This window comes from Lactobacillus panisapium (genome assembly GCF_019469265.1).
Taxonomy (GTDB): domain Bacteria; phylum Bacillota; class Bacilli; order Lactobacillales; family Lactobacillaceae; genus Lactobacillus; species Lactobacillus panisapium.
Genome location: NZ_CP048268.1, coordinates 167,120 through 186,339, shown reverse-complemented (window position 1 = coordinate 186,339; position 19,220 = coordinate 167,120). Strand labels below are relative to the sequence as shown.

The window sequence follows — 19,220 nt, the reverse complement described above, 5'->3', positions numbered from 1 at the left end:
AGGAGCGCTCTGCAAAATAGTCCGCTCCTTTTTTGATAAAAATATTGCTCTTACTTTAAATTGATATTGGCTTGTCTAAACAGTTCCGCACGCATTTGTACCGGCGTTTCATGGTAATATTCATTAAACTTTTTGTAAAAGAATGATTTACCGTTATAACCGACCCGCGCGATGATTTCTTTAACCGAAATGTCAGGCCGAGCAAGCAAATTGCGTGCCTCCTGCATCCGGCGTTCATCAACATGTTCAACAAAGCTCTTACCAGTTTTTTGCTTAACTAAACTGGAAAAGTAATTCGGGTTGAGTCCAAAGTGTTCTGCTGTTTTATTTAAAGTAATATCAGTATAGTTTGCATCAATGTAACGCTCTAACGCCGTTTGCGCAAACTTATGTTGATTAGCTGGCGCTGTTTCCAGGTCTTGATTTCTAATTGCCGTAATCACAAGTATTCGCAATTCGGCTGCAATAATACTGCGCGTAAAAAGATTGTGGTTTAAATATTCATCAATAACTTTTTTCATTAACTGACTCGGGCGCGACATTTGTGAGCAGCGCAAACTTAATAGTCTCTTAGTCTTGAGAATCTGAACAAGCTGTTCGGCTACTTTTTGTTCACGTGAATTGAGCGTTGTTTTTTCTCCCAGAAAATCCGCGCAATTAACCTTTGAACTAAATTCTAATTTGACCAAAAGATCATTTTTCCCTTGTTTTTCGACCTCATAGCCACATTTTTCTTGCAAAAACAGCAAATTACCCGCTTTTAAAGTTAAGTTTTGTCCGTTAATTTTAGTTTTTGCCATGCCTTCAGCTTCGTACAAAATTGTGGGATTGCTGGTTTGGTACCGGTGAATGCCCGTATTATGATTTTCAAGGTAAACCCTAAACAGGTTAAAGGCCTTGTTTCCGGGCTTTAGCCGGACTTCATTCGTATCCGCATTAGTTGAATCCAATACACTTACCAAATATTGTTCTAGCTTAACTGCTGCCATGATGTCACCTTCTAATTAGTAATTTATTTTCATAATTTTATTATATAGCAAAAAGCGCCGCTATTTATATGTTTTTAACATCTGTGATAGAAGTTGAGCCTTAAGTGCTATTAACGGCGCCTAATTTGCCGCAACTAGACAAGAAAATTGCTTTTATGTATAATTGACCTGAAATATTGGGGTGCCATCTTGGCTGAGAATATACCCACTGAACCTGCTATGGATAATGCCAGCGAAGGGAAAAGCACTGAATTTTAACGTCGCCTGGCTTTTATGCCATAGCGACTTTTTTAGATTGGTTAAAAAATTGCTGAAAACTAAAAACCTTACTTTTTCATATGATGAAAAAAAGCCTATTTTGCAAGATGTTAATCTTAATATCCCGACGGGCAAATTTTCCTTATTAATCGGGCCAACAGGTTGCGGTAAATCGACGCTATTAAAAATTTTAGCTGGCCTTTATCCTAAATATGCTGGTAAAGTTAGTGGAACTGTCGATCTTAATGGGCTTAAGAGTGCAATGATGTTTCAAAATGCTGGCGAGCAATTCACAATGGCAACACCACGTGAAGAGATCATTTTTGCACTTGAAAACCTGAAAATCGACCGTGAGCACTACTCAAAACGATTGCAAAAAGCAACTTCTTTTACCCAGATCGACCAGCTGCTTGATCAAAAAATCAATACTATGTCTGGCGGTGAGCAGCAACGAGTAGCTCTTGCTGTTTTAATTGCAATGGATGTCGATCTTTTTCTGCTTGATGAGCCTTTTGCAAGTTGCGACCCTGCTGCCCGCCAATTTTTAATTAAAAAGTTGGCTCATCTTCGTGACTTAGGAAAAACAATTATTCTAAGCGACCATGTTCTAGCCGATTATGAGGGTATTTGTGACTGTTTGTTTAAATTTACCGGTCACCAGGTTACTGCCTTAAGCACTGCCGAAAAAAAGCAGCTTCTTCAGCAAAATGACCACCACGAGCATTATTCTTTTGCCCTACCAACTAATGAAACAAGCTGCTTTGAACTTACTAATACCTTAATTAAGCAGAACCGGTTACTGCTAAAACAGGAGCACTTAAAGATTGTGGCAGGCAAAGCCACCCTAATCACTGGCCCTAATGGTGTGGGGAAAACATCGCTTTTCAATGCGCTAACCAAGATGCTCACATACACTGGTAGTTTGACTTACCGCCAAAAAGAAATTCGCAACTTGCGCATGCGAAAATATTTGCGTCAAGTCGGGCAGATATTTCAAAGTGCAAGTGATCAATTTATTAACGTTTCCGTTGAAGATGAACTTAACCTCAGTAAAAAAATGCGCACTAGCAACTTTTATTCCGATCAAAAAATCGCGAAAGAGGTGAAAGACCTTGATCTTGACCAGACACTAGACCAAGTCGTCTACTCACTTTCGGGCGGTCAACAAAAGAAATTACAAATTTTATTAATGCTAATTGCTGATCAAGACGTTTTATTAATTGATGAGCCCTTAAGCGGCTTAGATCACGAATCGGCACAAAAAGTAATGGGTCTGTTGCGCGAAAGCCAGGAAAAAAGAGGGCAGACACTTCTAATTATCAGCCATGAACTAACTAATTTGGCAGATTGGTGCGATTACCACCTTGTATTTGACCAGCAACAATTAACATACGTAGACGAGTGAGGCTTGTTATGAATCCCAGTTTTAAATTCATTGTCGCTTTAATTATTTCGGTTGAAATATCTTTTAAAACCAGTCTAATTACCAATGTGCTAATTATCGGCTTTTGCACGTGCTATTTACTTTACTGCCACATGAAAGTTAAAAATCTCCTGTTAACTTTTACCGTGCCGTTAATTGCGGCCTTTACCGTGTTTGCCACACTCTACTGGTTTGCACCTCAGCCCAATTTAACCAACGCTTTAAGTCTTTCTAGCAGAATCTACGTCTATACGCTGACAATATGCTGTGTCGCCCAAAAAACTAGTGCCGAAGAATTGGCGCGTTCATTTGAACAGAATTTTCATTTACCTAGCAAATTCGCATACGGGGTCCTAGCAGCACTCAACATTATTCCACGCATGCAAACTGCCGTTAAACAAATTCGCACAGCGGCAATGATGCGTGGCGTTTATCTTAGTTTTTGGTCTCCCGTTCTCTATTTTAAGGCTATCCTAGTCGCGCTTAACTCGGCCGAAAACTTGGCACAGGGAATGGAATCGCACGGCTTTCGCGAAGATGCCAAGCGCTCGGTCATCGTGGCTGTTCCCGTTAAACGCAGCGATTGGTTATGGGCCGCTGGTCTTTTATTAGCCACTAACGTTGCCTTATTTACATTAAAATAATAAAAGAGCGGCAGTGATGTTTTAACCACCACTGCTGCTCTTTTTAGCTAGAGTTTATTGTGCCAAAGTATAACCTTCGACTTTTGCCTTAATTCCTTTATCAGTGCTAAAGAAGATTTGCGGTTGATTCTCGGTATAATAACGCTCTGAAAAGACCAGTTCACCATCATTTAAGAAGAACTCAATCGAACTCGTATCAATGAAGATATGCAGTTTTAAGCTTGCGCTAGTCTGGAGATTACCATAGCGTTTATCATCCCCATCAGGTTTATCAGCGCGGATAACCGTTACTTGCCCAGTTTTTTTATTCCAAGTTAATGAAACCAAATCTTGCTGTTTGCTCTCGAGCGTAAAACTAATTTCATTACCCGACCAAGATGACGTATTGGCTTCAAAAAGCAGTTCACAATGCTGCGGATCCGGCGTCGTGACCTCAAGGGATGTTACCACTCCCTCTTCAGCCATAATTTTTTCAGTTCGCAAACTCATTAATTCAGCAATCGGCTTCATATACAAATGACCAGAAGCATAACTTAATTCCCGCGGAACTGTCAGCGCACCCGACCAGCCGTCGGCTTGTTCCGGGAAGCTGGCATTCCACATATCCATCCAGCCAATTAAAATCCGCCGATGATCTGGGGCAAGCATTGTTTGGGCTGCATAAAAATCATGTCCATGGTCTAATTCTGTAAACGCCCCGTGAGTAAATTTGTTCTGCTGATAATCCATTTTGCCACTAAAATAGCCTGTTTGAAACTCGTTTAAAAAGCGTAAACCATCGGGTTCGATGCCTTGCGGCGAACACAATAAAATGTCGTGGTCTCCTAGTGTAAATAAATCGGGGCACTCCCACATAAAGCCCTCTTGCGCACTAGTTTGTGCGTTAGCAATTGGTCCCAAATATTCCCAGTCGAATAAATTTTCAGAGCGGTAAGTTAACGCCCGTCCTAAGCCATTTGCCGCCTGACTGCCTAAAATCATGTAATAGTACTTGCCTTGGCGCCATACCTTCGGATCACGGAAATGCTGCGTATTATCAGCTGGAGCAGCAGCAATGATTGGATTATGAGCATCTTTTTTAAAGTGAATGCCATCATCGCTATATGCAATATTTTGCGTTTCAGTAAACTGCGTATGATCATTAAGGTCATGATATTGGTGCCCTGTATAAATCAAATACAGCCGACCATCTTTCTCAATCGCGCTACCTGAAAAACAAACATTTTGCTCGTCATCTGGTGCTAGAGCAATTGGTAACTCTTCCCAGTGCACTAAATCGCGACTGCGATAATGTCCCCAGTGCATCGGCCCTTTTTGTGCGGAATAGGGATAATACTGGTAAAAAAGGTGGTAATAGCCTTTAAAAAACGAAAAGCCATTCGGGTCATTCATCCATCCCCCCGGCGTAGAAACATGATACTTGAGGCGATAGCGCTCATTGGTAACTTTAACAGCTTCAGCCATTGCAAATTCCTTTCTAATCTAGCGGAATATCTTAATCACTGTCATTAAAACAGACTTTTTCATGTGATACAAACAATACAAAAGAGGCGCAGAAAAACTGTCCTCTTTTTGCTTAAGAATTATTTGTTTAATTCAATCATCAAGTTCCCGTGGCTTACCTCGGTTGCCGTGTTTTTCACATTAAAGCCCTTCTGATAGTCTGGGAATAAGACCAGTACGGTCGTTTGTTTACCCGCATCTTTAATTGCCTGCAAGTCCATTTTGGCTAGCGGATCACCCGCTGCAATATCTTGCCCGTCTTTAACTAAAACGGTGAAGCCCTTGCCTCCTAAATCCACGGTATCAATTCCCATATGTAGCAAAATCTGAACCCCGTTTTCACTTTCAAGCGTAATAGCATGCTTAGTTGGAAAAACAGAGATCACTTTACCACTAACCGGGGCAAAAACATCCCCTGTGACCGGTTCAATAGCAAAGCCATCACCAACGAGTTTTTGCGAGAAAGTTTTATCATTAACCTGCGTCAGTGGTAAATATTCACCATCAACAGGTGCTAAGACCGAATTGTCATCAGTAGGTACAAGAATTTCACTTTCCTTATGGTTAACCCGGCGCTTATTTTCCGGCAAGATTGGCCTAAACTTATTCCAAATTAGGATAAAGAAGATTGGCAAAATAAAGGCAATCAAATTCCCAATAATATATGGGCCAATTGGCCGAGCAACGGTTAAGCCCGGAAGAACGGTCAGGCCTTGTGCTAATCCCTTAACATTGAACAGTTTCATGTAGACGCCGCCAAAACCGGCTCCGATAAAGGAGCAAACAAACGGCACAATACTATATTTTAAGTTAACAGCAAAAATGGCGGGCTCTGTTATTCCGACTAGGGTTGGAATAAAACTGGAAATCGCAATATCGCGGTCCTTAGATTTTTGCTTTAAAATCAGGTACATTCCAATACAGCCACCACCTTGGGCAATAATTGAAACAGACCAAATAGGTTGAATATAATCAAAACCGGTTTGAACAATCAGATTAGCTTCAATTCCCTGAATTGCTTGGTGTGTACCGGTAACTACTAATGGCTGCAAGCCTGCCGCAAAGACAAAGGCACCAAAAGCACTCATCTTCATGTAAAGGAAGTTGATAACGCCGCCAAGGACATCACCAATCCATAAGCCGAGCGGGCCAAAGAGCAAAAAGAGTGACAAGTTAGCTGCAAGCAGTGTGATCATTGGCACCAAAATATATGAAATCATTTCTGGAACATACTTTTTAGCCAGCTTTTCGACCTTGGCTTGGAACCATGCCGTTAAAATTGCGGCAAAGACACCACCTTGAAAGCCAACCGCCGCAATTTTCAATCCGAACAGGTTCCAGTATTCTGGATGAACTTTTCCTAAGACAAAAGCGTTACGATCAGCCAAATCTGGCGATATCATTACAAATCCAACTAGAATACCCAAAATTGGGTTGCCGCCAAACCGCTTGGTTGCCGAATACATTACTAAGACCGGTAAGATCTTGAAGGTTGTCGCAATTACGTTTAGAAACTTGCAAAAATCACCAACATAGACGCTCTGCTCGGCCAGCGATTTGGTCATGCCGAACATCCCTGGAGTTGCCAGTAATGAGCGCAAGCCTAAGATCATTGCTGCCCCGATAAAAGCCGGAATTATTGGGATAAAGATATCACCAAAGACCTTAAAAGCCTGTTGAAATTTATTTTTATTTTGCGCCCCTTCGTCCTTAATTTGATCAACAGATACCTGTTTGGCACCGGAAACTTTAACAAACGCGTCATAAGCATTTTCCACAGCACCAGGGCCAAAAACTATTTGCAATTGACCGCTATTATAGATAACGCCTTTTGTTCCCTCAATATTATTTAGTGCGTCTTGATCTGCTAGATTAATGTCCTTCAAAATAAGACGCAAACGAGTAACACAATGCGTTGCACTAACAACATTATCGGCGCCACCAACATCTTTTAGGACCTCGCGGGCAATCTTGTCATAATCTGCCATTAGTCTTCTCCTTTTTATTTTTGATAGTCATTTGAAAATTCACTTTGTCGCAGCTTGAGCCGGCCATTAGTGACCGTTACCGCCAATTCTCGACCGAATTTATGATAAACGCGTGCGTTTAATGCCACCCCGTCAAGATAGATAGTCAAGATATTATCATCCACAATTAGCTTCAGATCATAATCATGGTTAGCTTTGAGCTTGATTGGCCGGTTAAGGCCCTTATCCATCATCTGGTACCAGCGATAGCATGGATTCTTGTCAAGCGTTAATTGCCCTTCATCCAAGTTAAACCTAAATTCGTAAGATTCATCAGTTGCAGGATTTTGATACAGCCGAATTGAAAAATCACTAACCGTTTCATCAAAGTTAATCGTACTGTGAAAGTAGAAATGCTCACCGGTATTATGAATTAAAACTTGCTTTTTCAACGTATCAACTGCTGTTAGTTCTTGATTCCCAAGCTTCTTACGTGAAGAAAAGGCCGTACAAATTTCTTCAATTGGTCGCACGCCCAACGTATTGTCCGAACGCTGATAAATTTCTTGCGGGACAAACGTACCGCCCCATTCATAATTATTCATATCATTGTTTGCTTTTTTAGTTGGTACCCAGCCAAACAAAACTCGGCGCTTGCCGTCAAAAGCTGTTCTCGCAGCGTAATATGCCCGTCCATCAAAGGCCTCATCTTTGGGCTTAAGCCAAGGACCGGACAAAGACTTGCTCATGCGGTAAAAGACCTTATTTTTAACGCTGTATTCGGAATAAATTAAGTACCACCAATCACCCATCTTAAATAGCTGCGGCATTTCAAACATGGTGTATAAATTAGGGGCCCAAAAATCGCCCTTAAATTGCCAATTAGTTAAATCAGGTGAAGTATATTTAACTAGCCGTCCCGTTAGCCGGTGCTTGTCCTGACCTTTGCGTGCACCCAAGATTAACAGGTACTCTTGGTTTTCTTCGTCCCAAATCACGGCAGGATCGCGCCAATTGCGATCGTCATAACCCGGCTGCGGTTTCAGTTGTAAAGCGTTAGCTGACTTAGTCCAATGAACAAAATCGTTACTTGTCGCATGTAATAAAATCTGTGACGGTTTATTTGCTTTCAAAAATTCCTTATTGTAGCCGGTATAAAAGGCGTGAATTGTTCCCTTGGCCTCAAAAACCGATCCAGCATAAATAAATTGGTCCCAGTCCTGATCACTACCTCTTTTAAGCACTTCACCAAAATCTTGATAATGAACAAAATCCGTTGTTGTTGCCAGCGACCACCCGAAAGGATCCGTAATCGGGCCATTTATTCGTTCATCACGTTGGTGGTAAATATAAAATTTCCCGTCTTTGGCGTAAGGCATAATATCGCCAACCCACACATCCTTAGGCTGATAATATATTTCATGTTTATTAGTTGCTTTTTTCTCCATCAATCTATCTCCTTGTTAGCACTTTCATTCTCTTGTAATATAGTGCAACCCGTTACATATGTCAACCGGTTACATAAAATTACTAAAAAAAGCAACGGCACTTTCTGCTCGTTGCTAGTTAGACTGTATGCCCAGTAAATAAGGTTACTGGTAGTTTTAATTGATCTGTTTCTTTTTGACCTTTTATTTCATTTATCAGCTTTTCAGTAGCAGTCCGTGCAATTTGTTCAATCGGCTGCCTAATTGTCGTCAAGCGCGGATTATATAAGAGCGTCTCTTTTGCCCCATCAAAACCAATAACTTTAACATCGTCAGGAACTTTTTTATGGTGTGTTTCCAAGTAAAAAATAGCCAATGAAGCCAATAAATCGTCTCCAGCAAAAATACCGTCAATTTGGGGGTGGCTACCTAAATAATCCTCAATAATTTGCCGTTTTTGGTCTGCCGCTAACACAAACGGTACCTCCAAAACATGCGACTCTAGGCTGTATTTTTTCATTAAATCCCGGTAAGCCACTGTTCGCTCGTTTGCTGGTAACTTAATCGAACTATCCCCCCGGATATCAAGTATTTGTTTACAGCCACGGTCAATTAGCAATTGGACGGCCATTTGACCACCAGCATAATTATCACAGGACACCGTTGCCGTATTCTTTCCTAAATCACGGTCAATTGCTATTACCGGCAATTTCGTGTTCTTATAGCCATCAATATGCTTATTATGCGTACCAACAATAATACCGTCTACTTGATTCTTTTTGAGCATCGTTAAGTAGGCAATTTCTTTTTCCGGATTATTTAGACTATTGCACAATAAAACTTTATACCCCTGATTTGACAGTAAATATTCAATGTCCTGAATCAATTCCGCCTGAAACGGATGCACATTTGAGGGAAAAATTAGGCCAACCGTATATGTTCTTTTCTTATATAAGGCTCTTGCTAAGTCATTGGGATAATATTCCAGCTTTTTCATTGCCGCCTGCACCTTATCCCGCGTTTCTTGGCTAATATATCCCCGATTATTTAAGACCCGGGATACTGTTGCAGTAGAAACATTAGCCTCCTGCGCGACTTCACGAATTCCGACTTTTTTCATACTAAAACCTATCTTAATTTAAATTTTGACTTCTTTTTTTCGACAAATTACTGAGCCTGAAAAATTAGCTTTTTGGCCCCAATTTGTCTTATTTATGGTATGGGCTGCCACTATTAATCATAAAGCAGCGGTAAATTTGTTCAATTAGAACCACTCGCATTAGTTGATGGGGCATTGTTAGCTTTCCAAAGCTCAATAATTCATCCGCACGCTTATTCACAGCCTGGCTTGTACCAAGACTGCCACCAATGACAAAAGTTACGTCAGAGTGGCCGTAAGTAGCCAAATCCTTTAATTCCTGTGCAAATGCTTCACTAGTTCTTTCTTTGCCTTTAATTGCAGTGACATAAACATATTCCTTGTCCTTTATTTTATTAAGAATACGCTGACCTTCAAGTTCTTTAACCTTTTCTTGTTCAGCAGCACTGAGTTTTTCTGGTGCTTTTTCATCAGGTACTTGCACTAACTCAACTTTAGCAAAACGACTGAGCCGCTTTTGATACTCGGCAATCGCATCTTTAAAATATTTTTCTTTTAACTTACCTACACAGACGATTTTGATATTCATGTTTTCTATTTTATCCCCTAATTCTCATTGTTTCCACCTTGTTTTTCCACAGTTGTGCACAAGCAAAAACTACATTTTGTGGTCATTTTTGTAAACAGGCGGATAATTTGTGTTTGTAAAAAATATTTTTAAAAAACCCGCTGAAATTACCCACATGTACACTTTTCACAGTTAACATTCACAAACTTTACCCGTAAAACACTGATTTGACGCTTTGAACAATTGTTTGAATTATCAACTTTTTACTAGTATTTACACACAAGTCACAGGTTTTCCACAATAAAACGAAAGCACTTTACCCCACTTTATGCACAATCCACAAAGTTTTCCACAGTTATCAACAAGAAAAAAGCAAGTCTTTTTTTCTTGACAGACAGAAAAGACGAACTATTTAATGTTTCTCATCATTTTTATTAACAAAAAGGCCATACTTGTAGCTAAAATCGCCAAGTATAGCCTTTTTTATCTTCAATTAATGAATATTATCCAGATTAATTTGCTTCAAGTTTTGCATGTAAATTAATTTCTTTTCCACCGCGGTTAACCGTTAAAGTCACCGTATCACCGATTTTATGATTATACAAAATGGTGTGTAACGATGCAACATCTGTAATAACCTTATTGTCAACTTTTATTATTACATCGCCAACTTTAACTCCTGCATTAGCTGCCGCACTATTTTTATTCACACCCGCAATGTAAATGCCGCTCTTCAAGTTGGACTTAATATTGAGGTGTTTACGGTAGCTTGAAGGAATTCCTTGCAGTGCAATTACTTTGATTCCAAGCTGCGGCCGGACAATTTTACCCTTCTTTACCAGTTGGTTAACAATGTTCACAACCTCATTAGACGGAATAGCAAAGCCCATTCCTTCAACGGAAGTCCCATCACTTGATTGCGATAGTTTCATTGAGTTGATTCCAATAACCTGACCAGCGGAGTTAACCAGTGCCCCACCGGAATTACCCGGATTGATTGCGGCATCAGTCTGAATAACTGTTTGCTGGTTAGCCGATGAAGAGGTAATACTACGCGCTGGTGCCGAAATAATCCCCTGAGTGACTGTGGATGCATATTCGCTTCCTAATGGTGAGCCAACCGCAATAACTGTTTGCCCTGCTTGCAGACTCTTGGAATCGCCAAATTCAGCCGTTTGCGTTACGTATTGCCCATCAATTGCTAAAACAGCTAAGTCAGTCGTAGCATCGGTTCCGACAATTCTAGCGTTCACGGTTTTACCGTTTGACAACATAACCTGAACTTTATCACTGCCAGAAACAACGTGATTATTAGTAACAATGTAGCCTTTGTTATTTGACTTCATGTAGATAACACCTGAGCCTTCACTGTATGTTTGCAGCCGGCCTTTGCCTCTAGCATTATCATCTTTGTCATCACCGAAAATATCAAAGATCGAATTGCTGCTACTACTTGATTGTCGTTTCAAATTAATAACGGAAACAACAGCACCCTTCACGTCATTATATGCCGGCGTCATTACACCACTAGTTTTTGCACTATTTTTTGATGTTTTTGCACTATTAGAACTAATAGTCGTCTGTGCATTATTATTCAGATTTGCATTGTTAATTTGATCCAGGGCAACATAGGAAGCGCCGCCCCCAATTAAACCTGCGACAACACCAACAATGGCAGTTTTAACCAGACCATTTTGCTTGCGTCCAGAATTTCGATTGTCCATTTGTAATCTCCTTTACATATCTTTGTTTAGTATACTGAAAAACATGTGCTTATTTTTTTAAATTTGTTCTAAATTAGTCGGCTCGTCTGGATCCGTTAACATAATTTTAACATCACTTGGTAAATTAGCATCGCCATTGACTAGGATTTGCTTAGCGGCATCGTAGGCCAACTTAGCTGTATTATTGTGCTGACTGCGGTGTGCTAAAAAAATATGTTTTGTTTTATTAGAAACCACATCAAGTAGTGCTTGCCCCGCATCATCATTGGATAAGTGGCCGACATCAGACAAAATTCGCTGTTTTAAAGACCATGAATACGGACCATTACGGAGCATCATATCATCATAATTAAATTCCATCATATAAGCATCGGCATCTTCAATTACCGCTTTGACTTTTTGCGATACATAACCTGTATCCGTCAAAAAGGCCATCCTTTTGCCAGCACTAGAAAAGACGTAATACTGCGGTTCGGCAGCATCATGGCTAGTGGCAAAAGCAGTTACGTCAAGATCACCAAAAGTCTTCGTTTGTCCGGGTTCAATAATATTCATTTGCTGGACGGGAATTTGACCAATTTTGTGCGACTCACTTAAATATTCCCATGTTCCACTGTTGGCAAATGCCGCAATTCTCGGATAGCGGCGCATTAATACCCCAAGTCCTTTACTGTGATCAGAATGATCATGGCTTAAAAAGGCCATATCAATGTCGTTAATATCAACTCCTACTTCTCCTAATAACGTTTTGATTTTCTTACCAGATAAGCCAGCATCCATCAGGATTTTATGCTGGCCAGTTTCAATCAAACTGGTATTACCAGTCGATCCACTAGCTAAAACAGAAACCCGCACACCAATTTTCCCTTTCTAATTTTTCTGGACATTATACGAGCCACTCTGCAAAATTTGCGCTGTAAAAGCATTAACCCGTTTAACCGTAATATTTTTGGTTGCTTTGCTTTCGACTAAAATCAACCAGGTAGGAAGCATTATGGTGCTGCCACGTACTTCAGTCAATTTAGAATAGCCCAATTTTACTTGAATTACCCGCGAGTTATTACTGATTTCACGGTCAGTATACATGGCCTTCACCGCATGCCACGGGCTAATAATTAGTTGCGATTCACGCACAGAACTAATCGGTCCCATGTAAGAAAGCGTGTAGTTAGTAATCTGATTATTATGCACATTAATTGTCAATTGTGCATCACCATCATAAATTTGACCATAAGACGTCTTTTGCACATAGCAGTAAGTATCATCCCCCGACATACTTTGGTCGTACACAAACTTTTTCCCATAAGGAACATTTTCCGGGTCATTTTTAAAATCTTCTAGCTGCTGCAAGATTTTTTTCCGATTACCATTGAGTAGTACTACAGCCTTCGGCGTACCCGTTAAAGAATTGTCCGCTTTTGAATAATGGGTTGTCACTTGCGTTAAGCCATTAGTTTTACGGGATAGATAGTCCCGATTTTTTGCTGCTAAATAATAGCCTGATTGTTGCTTATGTGACAGATGCAGGGGAAGGTCAATTCCATCTGCCCGCATTTCCGCTCTAATACTGGTAGAAGTCGTTCCTGCAGTCGAACTTAGACTAATCGGTGAGCGCCAGATTTCGATTCCTAGGTAAAGGTCAATTAATAGGAAAACAACGAAAAATAGCCATTCAATTCTTTTTCTATCCATAATTACTTACCTTCTCCCTGACTTTTCACCGCTAGCTTATTAAAATCTTGCTTTTCCCATTCTTGCGCACTCTTCCACTGGTCGTAGGCTTTAATGTAATATGTTGGAATCAAGTTGACCAAGCTATCATGACTATGATCTTTTTCAATTCGATATGCCACAATTATTCGTTGAATTTCCGTCTTTTTTAAACCGGCATTAACCAGACGCTGGATCACCGTGCCAGTAGCAGGCAGTGTCCGTGTTTGCCCATCAAATGGAATGGGAATTTGCAGTTCTAAATTACTAAAGGCAACTTCTTCGGTATCTTGCGTCAATTTCGTGCTGACCTGAGGACTGTGTTTCCCCATGAAAACAGGCATGCCTTCAATGTAATTGCTATAGCTTAGCTTGTCTTTAGTTGTATCAAAATAGCGCAGATCCTGCTCACTTAGTCCTAATTTATGCACATACTCGACGCTATCAATCAAGCAGTCATTTTCACTTAAATTTTTCTGCTTTTCATAACGGGTATAGAGCATATCATGCCGGCCGGCTTTAGTATCGGGCACCCGCAATTTGGTGTAATAATTGAGTGAATACGTGGTCCACCCTTTTTTATTATTGCTCGAGGTAACATTTGCCGTACCTAGTAAGCGCGAGACAAAATAAGAATCAGTCTGGGTGTTGGTCAAGTAACTATAAACCCGCCAGTTTTCAGGTTGATCATAAAAAGTTTCGTAACTATTTTTCATCCGCACAAATTTAACCGGTTTTTTAGCTCGTGACTTAGCGGCATATTCGCGCAAGCGATTAAAGTTGGCATTAGCTATCTCAACGCGATAGATTGTTGTCGTTTTGTCATTGCCAAGGTAAAGGACATCATTACTTGGCGAGATAAACGAGCGCCGAAATGTTTGATCCGTACTTTTTAAATTTTTCTTCGTAAACAGATTCACACTGACTTCATTAGGGAAAGTCAATTGCAAATACTTAGGGTCATTGAGCATCGCTTCATATTCTTTTTGATTAGAGCTAACTTCCCTAATATTTTTATATTTTACTTCTTTTAGGTCTTTGATATATTCGAGTGGTAAATTCTTTTTAGCATCATATAAGCGGTATGGCTGCCCATTTTTAAAGCCATAAGCACTGGTCGGCAAATAAAGATTATAGATGATCCGGCTCCGACGACTGCGTGAATTTTGACTAACGTTATTAGTCTGATCAATTCGGCTAAAATACTGATCATTGGTCATAATAAAAATCCACAAGACGATTGAAAGGGCGAAAACGATAAAAGTACCAACCGATAATAATATGTCGCTAAACTTAAACCTAGACTTCATCCCAATCATCCCCTTCACTCATCGGTTCATATGGCAAAGCAATATAGAAGGTTGAGCCTTTGCCTTCGCTACTATTAGCCCAAATCTTACCGTGGTGTTCTTCCACAATTTCTTTTGCAATGGCTAACCCTAAACCAGTACCGCCCTGTTCACGGGAACGCGCTTTGTCAACCCGGTAGAAACGATCAAAAATTTTAGAAAGATCTTCCCGCGGAATTCCCAGGCCTTGATCAGCAATGCTTAAAATGATCTGTTGCCGTTCTTGGCGCAATTTAATCGTAATCACACCACCATCAGGCGAATACTTGATTGCATTATTCATAATATTATCAATGACTTGGGCAAACTTATCGGTATCAATTTCAACCCATAACGCCTGCGAGCTTAGGCTCCGCTTAATGGTATATTTCTTTTTGCCTTCTTTAGCGTCTGTTTTTACAATCATGTCAAAGCGGTCAAGAATATGAGACACGAAGTCATTAAAGTTGACCCATTCAACGTCCACTTTTGATACCCCACGATCCATGCGAGACAAGCTCAAAAGTTCATTAATCATCCGGATCATTCGCTCAGTTTCTTCTTGGGTAACCTGTAAGAACTGCGGCGCAATCTTAGGATCCTTCCATGCCCCCTCATTCAGGGTTTCAATATAGGCGTGCAGGCTCGTAAGCGGCGTACGCAATTCATGCGAAACATTGGATACGAATTGCTTTTGGGAATTTTCATTCTTTTGCTGCTCAGTAATATCGTGTAAAACACAAACACTACCAGAAACAAAGCCCGTCACTCTTTTAATCAGTGAAAAACTAGCATGTAAAATCACTTCATCGCGTGTGCCCTGATTAACAGTTAAAACAATACCTTTTTGACTGGCGATTAAATCCTGCGAGGTTTCATCTAAGCCCAGAACGGAGGCGATTGGCTTATTAATAATTTGGTCCTCGGTGGTATTCAGAAAACTAAGTGCCATTTGGTTAACAACATTAACATTACCGTGTCGATCAGTCGCTAAAACCCCGTCACTCATGTGAGACAAGACGCTATCCAGCCTTCGCTGTTCACTTTCAGACTCTTCTTGTGAGCGCTCGATTCTGACAGACAATGTATTAAAAGCTTGCCCCAATTGTCCTAATTCATCATTAGAATATATTTTTACCTGACTAGAATAATCACCGTCAGCAATATTTAGTGCTTGGCTCTGCATCTCTTCAATTGGCTTAGTAATCGCATGCGACACGACTAAAGACAAGATGGCACCCATCACGGCGGCAATCAAAGAAGTGACCAAAAACATTAATGAAATGTTACGTAGGTCATTAAAAACGCCCTGCATTGACGCTCGAACGTAAATTGCACCGACAGTATTAGCAGAACCGTTACCAGCAGTAAGCGGTGTTACCTGAATCATAAAATCGCCGTGGTCATTAATTACCTTAGTTGCTTGCCTGCCCGTTGAGGTAACCTGCTTGACCAACGTATTATTGACCCTCTGTCCGATGCGTTTTTTATCATTTAGATTAGACACAGCCCGAATAATATCTTTATTATCAACAACAATAATTTCACTAATTGTGCCGATTCCATTGCTATAATCGCCAACAATCCGGTTTAAATTGCTGTTTGTATGCCGGTCGTCTTTTAAGAGCTGTGCAGACAACTGGTTGCTGACAATAGGAAGCACTTGAATTGAAGACTGAAAGTTTTCAATACTATTTTGCTCTAATTGGCGCGTAAAATAAGCCCCAATTACTTCAATTGTGGCAATGATCATCGCCATAAAGACAATGGCTAAAGTTGTGTTAATCGAAATTGTTAAATGTTTAAACTTATTTTTTAGTTTCTTCATCTTTTTAATCAAATCAATATAAAAAGAAAGCTCGCATCGTGTTAGTTCTGCGGGCTTTCTTCATTATTCTTCAGTAGGCTGCTTTACATAATAGCCAACGCCACGGCGAGTCACTAAAATCTGCGGCTGAATTGGATTGTCCTCAATTTTTTCACGTAAACGGTGAACCGTTACGTCAACAGTCCGGACATCACCGAAGTAGTCATATCCCCAAACTGTCTGCAGTAAGTGCTCCCGGGTCATTACTTGATCCATATGCTGAGCTAGATAATAGAGTAACTCAAACTCACGGTGAGTCAACTCGATTTTTTTGCCTTCTTTTTCTACAATGTACGCGTCAGGCATAATTACCAAATTGCCAATGGCAATATTTTTAGTTGAAGTATCTTCGTTGGCACTTTCAACTTTTTTAACTATGCTGCGCCGACGCAAATTAGCCTTAACTCTGGCAACCAATTCACGGTTGGAGAAAGGTTTAGTAACATAGTCATCGGCCCCCATTTCAAGGCCCAATACTTTATCAATTTCTGTATCTTTGGCAGTTACCATAATGATCGGCATATCATGTGTCTGCCGCACTTCGCGGGCAACATCCAAGCCGTCCTTTTTTGGCAACATTAAGTCCAAAATCATCAAATCGGGATTATATTCATCAACTTTTTTGATGGCTTCTTCGCCATCATAGGCAGTGTCGACGTCGAAGCCTTCCTTAGTCAGGTTAAATTTTATTATATCTGAAATCGGTTTTTCGTCATCGACTACGAGAATTTTCTTTGGCATCGAAAGCCCCCTTTGCTTAACATTATACTGTTTTTTGCAACTTTAGCCAAAAAAGTCACGAAAATTTAATAAAAAACCTTGCTTTTTACTTGAAATAATAGCATAATAGTTCTCGTTGACCGTTAGTTCAGCAAATTTGGGTGGCTAGCTCAGTTGGTAGAGCAACGGACTCTTAATCCGTGGGTCCAGGGTTCGAGCCCCTGGCCACCCATTATCTTTATGAAAGACAGCAATAGATTATCTATTGCTGTCTTTTGTTTCAACAAGTGCAAATATTTTAGCACGTTCTACCTGGATGTCAATCAATTCACTGCCAGTATGAATATTAATGATCATTAATCACTAATTTTGATTTACTACCTATAATTATGCGGATGATTTTTAATAGCTGACTAGTACTGAAATGGTTTTAGTGCTTTTATAAGTTCCTTAAAGTCATTTTTACATCTGCTTCTTCATTCAAAGAACTCAGAAAATAGTTTCCATTATCTAGCCATGTAAGCTCTACTCATTTTTCTTTATTTGGCCAGTTTTGAGTCAAAGTGGGAACTTTTTCTACAAAAAACAAAATTCTGCTAATTATTTTGCACAAAAACCTTGTCAAATGGTTTAATAATTGATATTATATTTAACGGTCAACAGAAACGGGTGGCTAGCTCAGTTGGCAGAGCAACGGACTCTTAATCCGTGGGTCCAGGGTTCGAGCCCCTGGCCACCCACCATAATGAAAATGGCACTGCAAGAAGTCGGTGCTTTTTTTATTGCCTATTTTTGAAAGCGCTTATCAATCCGTCTACTTAATATTAGTCACCACTTCTTTGACACCCTGCTTTAGTGAAATGCTCGTCACCTTACGCTTAATGCCGGCAAGAAAATCATTTTCCCTCTTTTATTTTTTGAGTTTACAACTCACGCCGTTCATTACCAACTTATTATCAACCTAAAAGCACTATGAGTTGCTTATTATGCCATTCACTTTTATATTGATAGTAACTAATCTCGGCAGAAGGGAGCAAATTAATTATGGGTAAAAAAACTTCTCGCTGGCTATTTGGAATATTATTATTGCTATTAATCGGAATAGGCTTATTATCTTGGCGCCAAAAGCAACAAAAGGTTGCCGTGTCATCTTCTACAGCAATAACGCAAAACCAGCAAAAAACTGCCGCACACCAAGACACCATTCCAACAATCTATTTGCATGGTTATGGTGCAGGCGCACGGTCAACTAACAGCATGATTACTTACGCTGAAGAGCATGACAATGCACATCGAGTTTTGACAGCCACAATTTCACGAAGTGGCCAAGTTAAGCTCTCAGGTTCCTGGCCCAAGAATACTAAAAGGCCACTAATTCAAGTTGTGTTAAAAGATAATACCAACAACGACTACTTTGTAACCCGTGAATGGATTCATAATTTGCTCTTACTGCTTAAGCGTAAATATCACATCAGTCGCTATAATACTGTTGCTCATTCAATGGGCAACTTAACGTTTTTGTTTTATCAAATAAAGTATGGGCAAAATAATGCGTTGCCGAAGCTCAAAAAGCAAGTTAATTTAGGCGCACCTTTTAACGGGATTATTGGCATGGATGACCAGCCTAATCGTAACCGCCTTGAAAAAGCGGGCAAGCCGAAATATTCTTCTTCCACCTACCAATACTTATTAGAGCATCGCAAGGACTATCCAAGAGGGGTAGACATTTTAAATATTTTTGGCAATAAAGAAGATGGCACAAATTCAGATGATGCGGTGAGCGTCACCTCTGCCCGTTCTTTACGCTACTTAGTAGAAACAAGAGCCGCTAGCTATCATGAAATTGAAGTTAAGGGCCCCGGTGGTCAGCATAGCAAATTACACGAGAATAAAGCAGTCGCTAAGAAGATTGACCAATTTTTGTGGCATAACTAATTGAATAATTTAGGCAAAAAGGATTATTCATAAATATTTAATAAATAATGGCGTATAC

At 40.1% G+C, this 19,220-nt stretch carries 14 protein-coding genes, 2 tRNA genes, 2 pseudogenes and 1 riboswitch; of the genes and pseudogenes, 5 read left to right on the top strand and 13 right to left on the bottom strand.

Translation table 11 applies throughout. The features are described 5' to 3' along the window. Positions 1-50: 50 nt before the first annotated feature. Positions 51-989, bottom strand: coding sequence for an AraC family transcriptional regulator (locus tag GYM71_RS00865; RefSeq protein ID WP_220220555.1), 939 nt, complete (start codon positions 987-989; stop codon positions 51-53). 167 nt (positions 990-1,156) lie between these two features. After that, positions 1,157-1,247, top strand: a riboswitch (TPP riboswitch). Between the two features lie 49 nt (positions 1,248-1,296). Here GYM71_RS00865 and GYM71_RS00860 point away from each other — a divergent pair. Both GYM71_RS00860 and GYM71_RS00855 read left to right on the top strand, forming a co-directional pair. Beyond that, positions 1,297-2,652, top strand: a complete 1,356-nt coding sequence (locus tag GYM71_RS00860; protein WP_244986833.1) for an ATP-binding cassette domain-containing protein — start codon at positions 1,297-1,299, stop codon at positions 2,650-2,652. A gap of 8 nt (positions 2,653-2,660) precedes the next feature. Further along, a complete protein-coding gene (locus tag GYM71_RS00855; protein ID WP_220220553.1) occupies positions 2,661-3,314 on the top strand; it encodes an energy-coupling factor transporter transmembrane component T family protein in 654 nt (217 codons plus the stop codon). 54 nt (positions 3,315-3,368) lie between these two features. Here the strand turns inward: GYM71_RS00855 and GYM71_RS00850 are convergent, their stop codons facing one another. The 12 genes and pseudogenes from GYM71_RS00850 to yycF form a co-directional block, all read right to left on the bottom strand. Continuing rightward, positions 3,369-4,778, bottom strand: a complete 1,410-nt coding sequence (locus GYM71_RS00850) for a glycoside hydrolase family 32 protein (RefSeq protein WP_220220552.1) — start codon at positions 4,776-4,778, stop codon at positions 3,369-3,371. A 119-nt stretch (positions 4,779-4,897) separates the two neighbouring features. Then, positions 4,898-5,329 (bottom strand): annotated as a pseudogene (locus GYM71_RS10440) (PTS sugar transporter subunit IIA); the annotation flags it as partial. A 57-nt stretch (positions 5,330-5,386) separates the two neighbouring features. Next, a pseudogene (locus tag GYM71_RS00845) lies at positions 5,387-6,805 on the bottom strand (PTS transporter subunit EIIC); the annotation flags it as partial. A gap of 14 nt (positions 6,806-6,819) precedes the next feature. Continuing rightward, positions 6,820-8,232, bottom strand: a complete 1,413-nt coding sequence (locus GYM71_RS00840) for a family 43 glycosylhydrolase (protein WP_220220550.1) — start codon at positions 8,230-8,232, stop codon at positions 6,820-6,822. 118 nt (positions 8,233-8,350) lie between these two features. Then, positions 8,351-9,331: a LacI family DNA-binding transcriptional regulator gene (locus GYM71_RS00835; protein WP_220220549.1), complete on the bottom strand. Its 981-nt coding sequence runs from the start codon at positions 9,329-9,331 to the stop codon at positions 8,351-8,353. A gap of 88 nt (positions 9,332-9,419) precedes the next feature. Further along, positions 9,420-9,899, bottom strand: coding sequence for a 23S rRNA (pseudouridine(1915)-N(3))-methyltransferase RlmH (rlmH, locus tag GYM71_RS00830; protein WP_220220548.1), 480 nt, complete (start codon positions 9,897-9,899; stop codon positions 9,420-9,422). A gap of 491 nt (positions 9,900-10,390) precedes the next feature. Beyond that, positions 10,391-11,602: a S1C family serine protease gene (locus GYM71_RS00825; protein WP_103752744.1), complete on the bottom strand. Its 1,212-nt coding sequence runs from the start codon at positions 11,600-11,602 to the stop codon at positions 10,391-10,393. 57 nt (positions 11,603-11,659) lie between these two features. After that, positions 11,660-12,457: an MBL fold metallo-hydrolase gene (locus tag GYM71_RS00820; protein ID WP_220220547.1), complete on the bottom strand. Its 798-nt coding sequence runs from the start codon at positions 12,455-12,457 to the stop codon at positions 11,660-11,662. Between the two features lie 15 nt (positions 12,458-12,472). Continuing rightward, the gene (locus GYM71_RS00815) at positions 12,473-13,294 is read right to left on the bottom strand and encodes a two-component system regulatory protein YycI (RefSeq protein ID WP_220220546.1); all 822 of its coding nucleotides are present in this window, start codon (positions 13,292-13,294) and stop codon (positions 12,473-12,475) included. 2 nt (positions 13,295-13,296) lie between these two features. Continuing rightward, positions 13,297-14,631, bottom strand: a complete 1,335-nt coding sequence (locus GYM71_RS00810; protein WP_220220545.1) for a YycH family regulatory protein — start codon at positions 14,629-14,631, stop codon at positions 13,297-13,299. After that, complete coding sequence (walK, locus tag GYM71_RS00805) at positions 14,612-16,468, bottom strand: cell wall metabolism sensor histidine kinase WalK (RefSeq protein ID WP_220220544.1); 1,857 nt, start codon at positions 16,466-16,468, stop codon at positions 14,612-14,614. The genes GYM71_RS00810 and walK overlap by 20 nt, the downstream gene beginning before the upstream one ends. 63 nt (positions 16,469-16,531) lie before the next feature. Then, on the bottom strand, positions 16,532-17,248 hold the full coding sequence (gene yycF, locus GYM71_RS00800; protein WP_103752739.1) for a response regulator YycF: 717 nt from the start codon (positions 17,246-17,248) through the stop codon (positions 16,532-16,534). A gap of 138 nt (positions 17,249-17,386) precedes the next feature. On the opposite strand from yycF, the gene GYM71_RS00795 reads away from it, so the two are divergent. From GYM71_RS00795 to GYM71_RS00785, 3 genes are all read left to right on the top strand, one after another. Further along, a tRNA-Lys gene (locus GYM71_RS00795) sits at positions 17,387-17,459 on the top strand. 435 nt (positions 17,460-17,894) lie between these two features. After that, a tRNA-Lys gene (locus GYM71_RS00790) sits at positions 17,895-17,970 on the top strand. 301 nt (positions 17,971-18,271) lie between these two features. After that, the gene (locus GYM71_RS00785) at positions 18,272-19,162 is read left to right on the top strand and encodes an alpha/beta hydrolase (RefSeq protein ID WP_220220543.1); all 891 of its coding nucleotides are present in this window, start codon (positions 18,272-18,274) and stop codon (positions 19,160-19,162) included. The last annotated feature ends 58 nt before the right edge of the window (positions 19,163-19,220 follow it).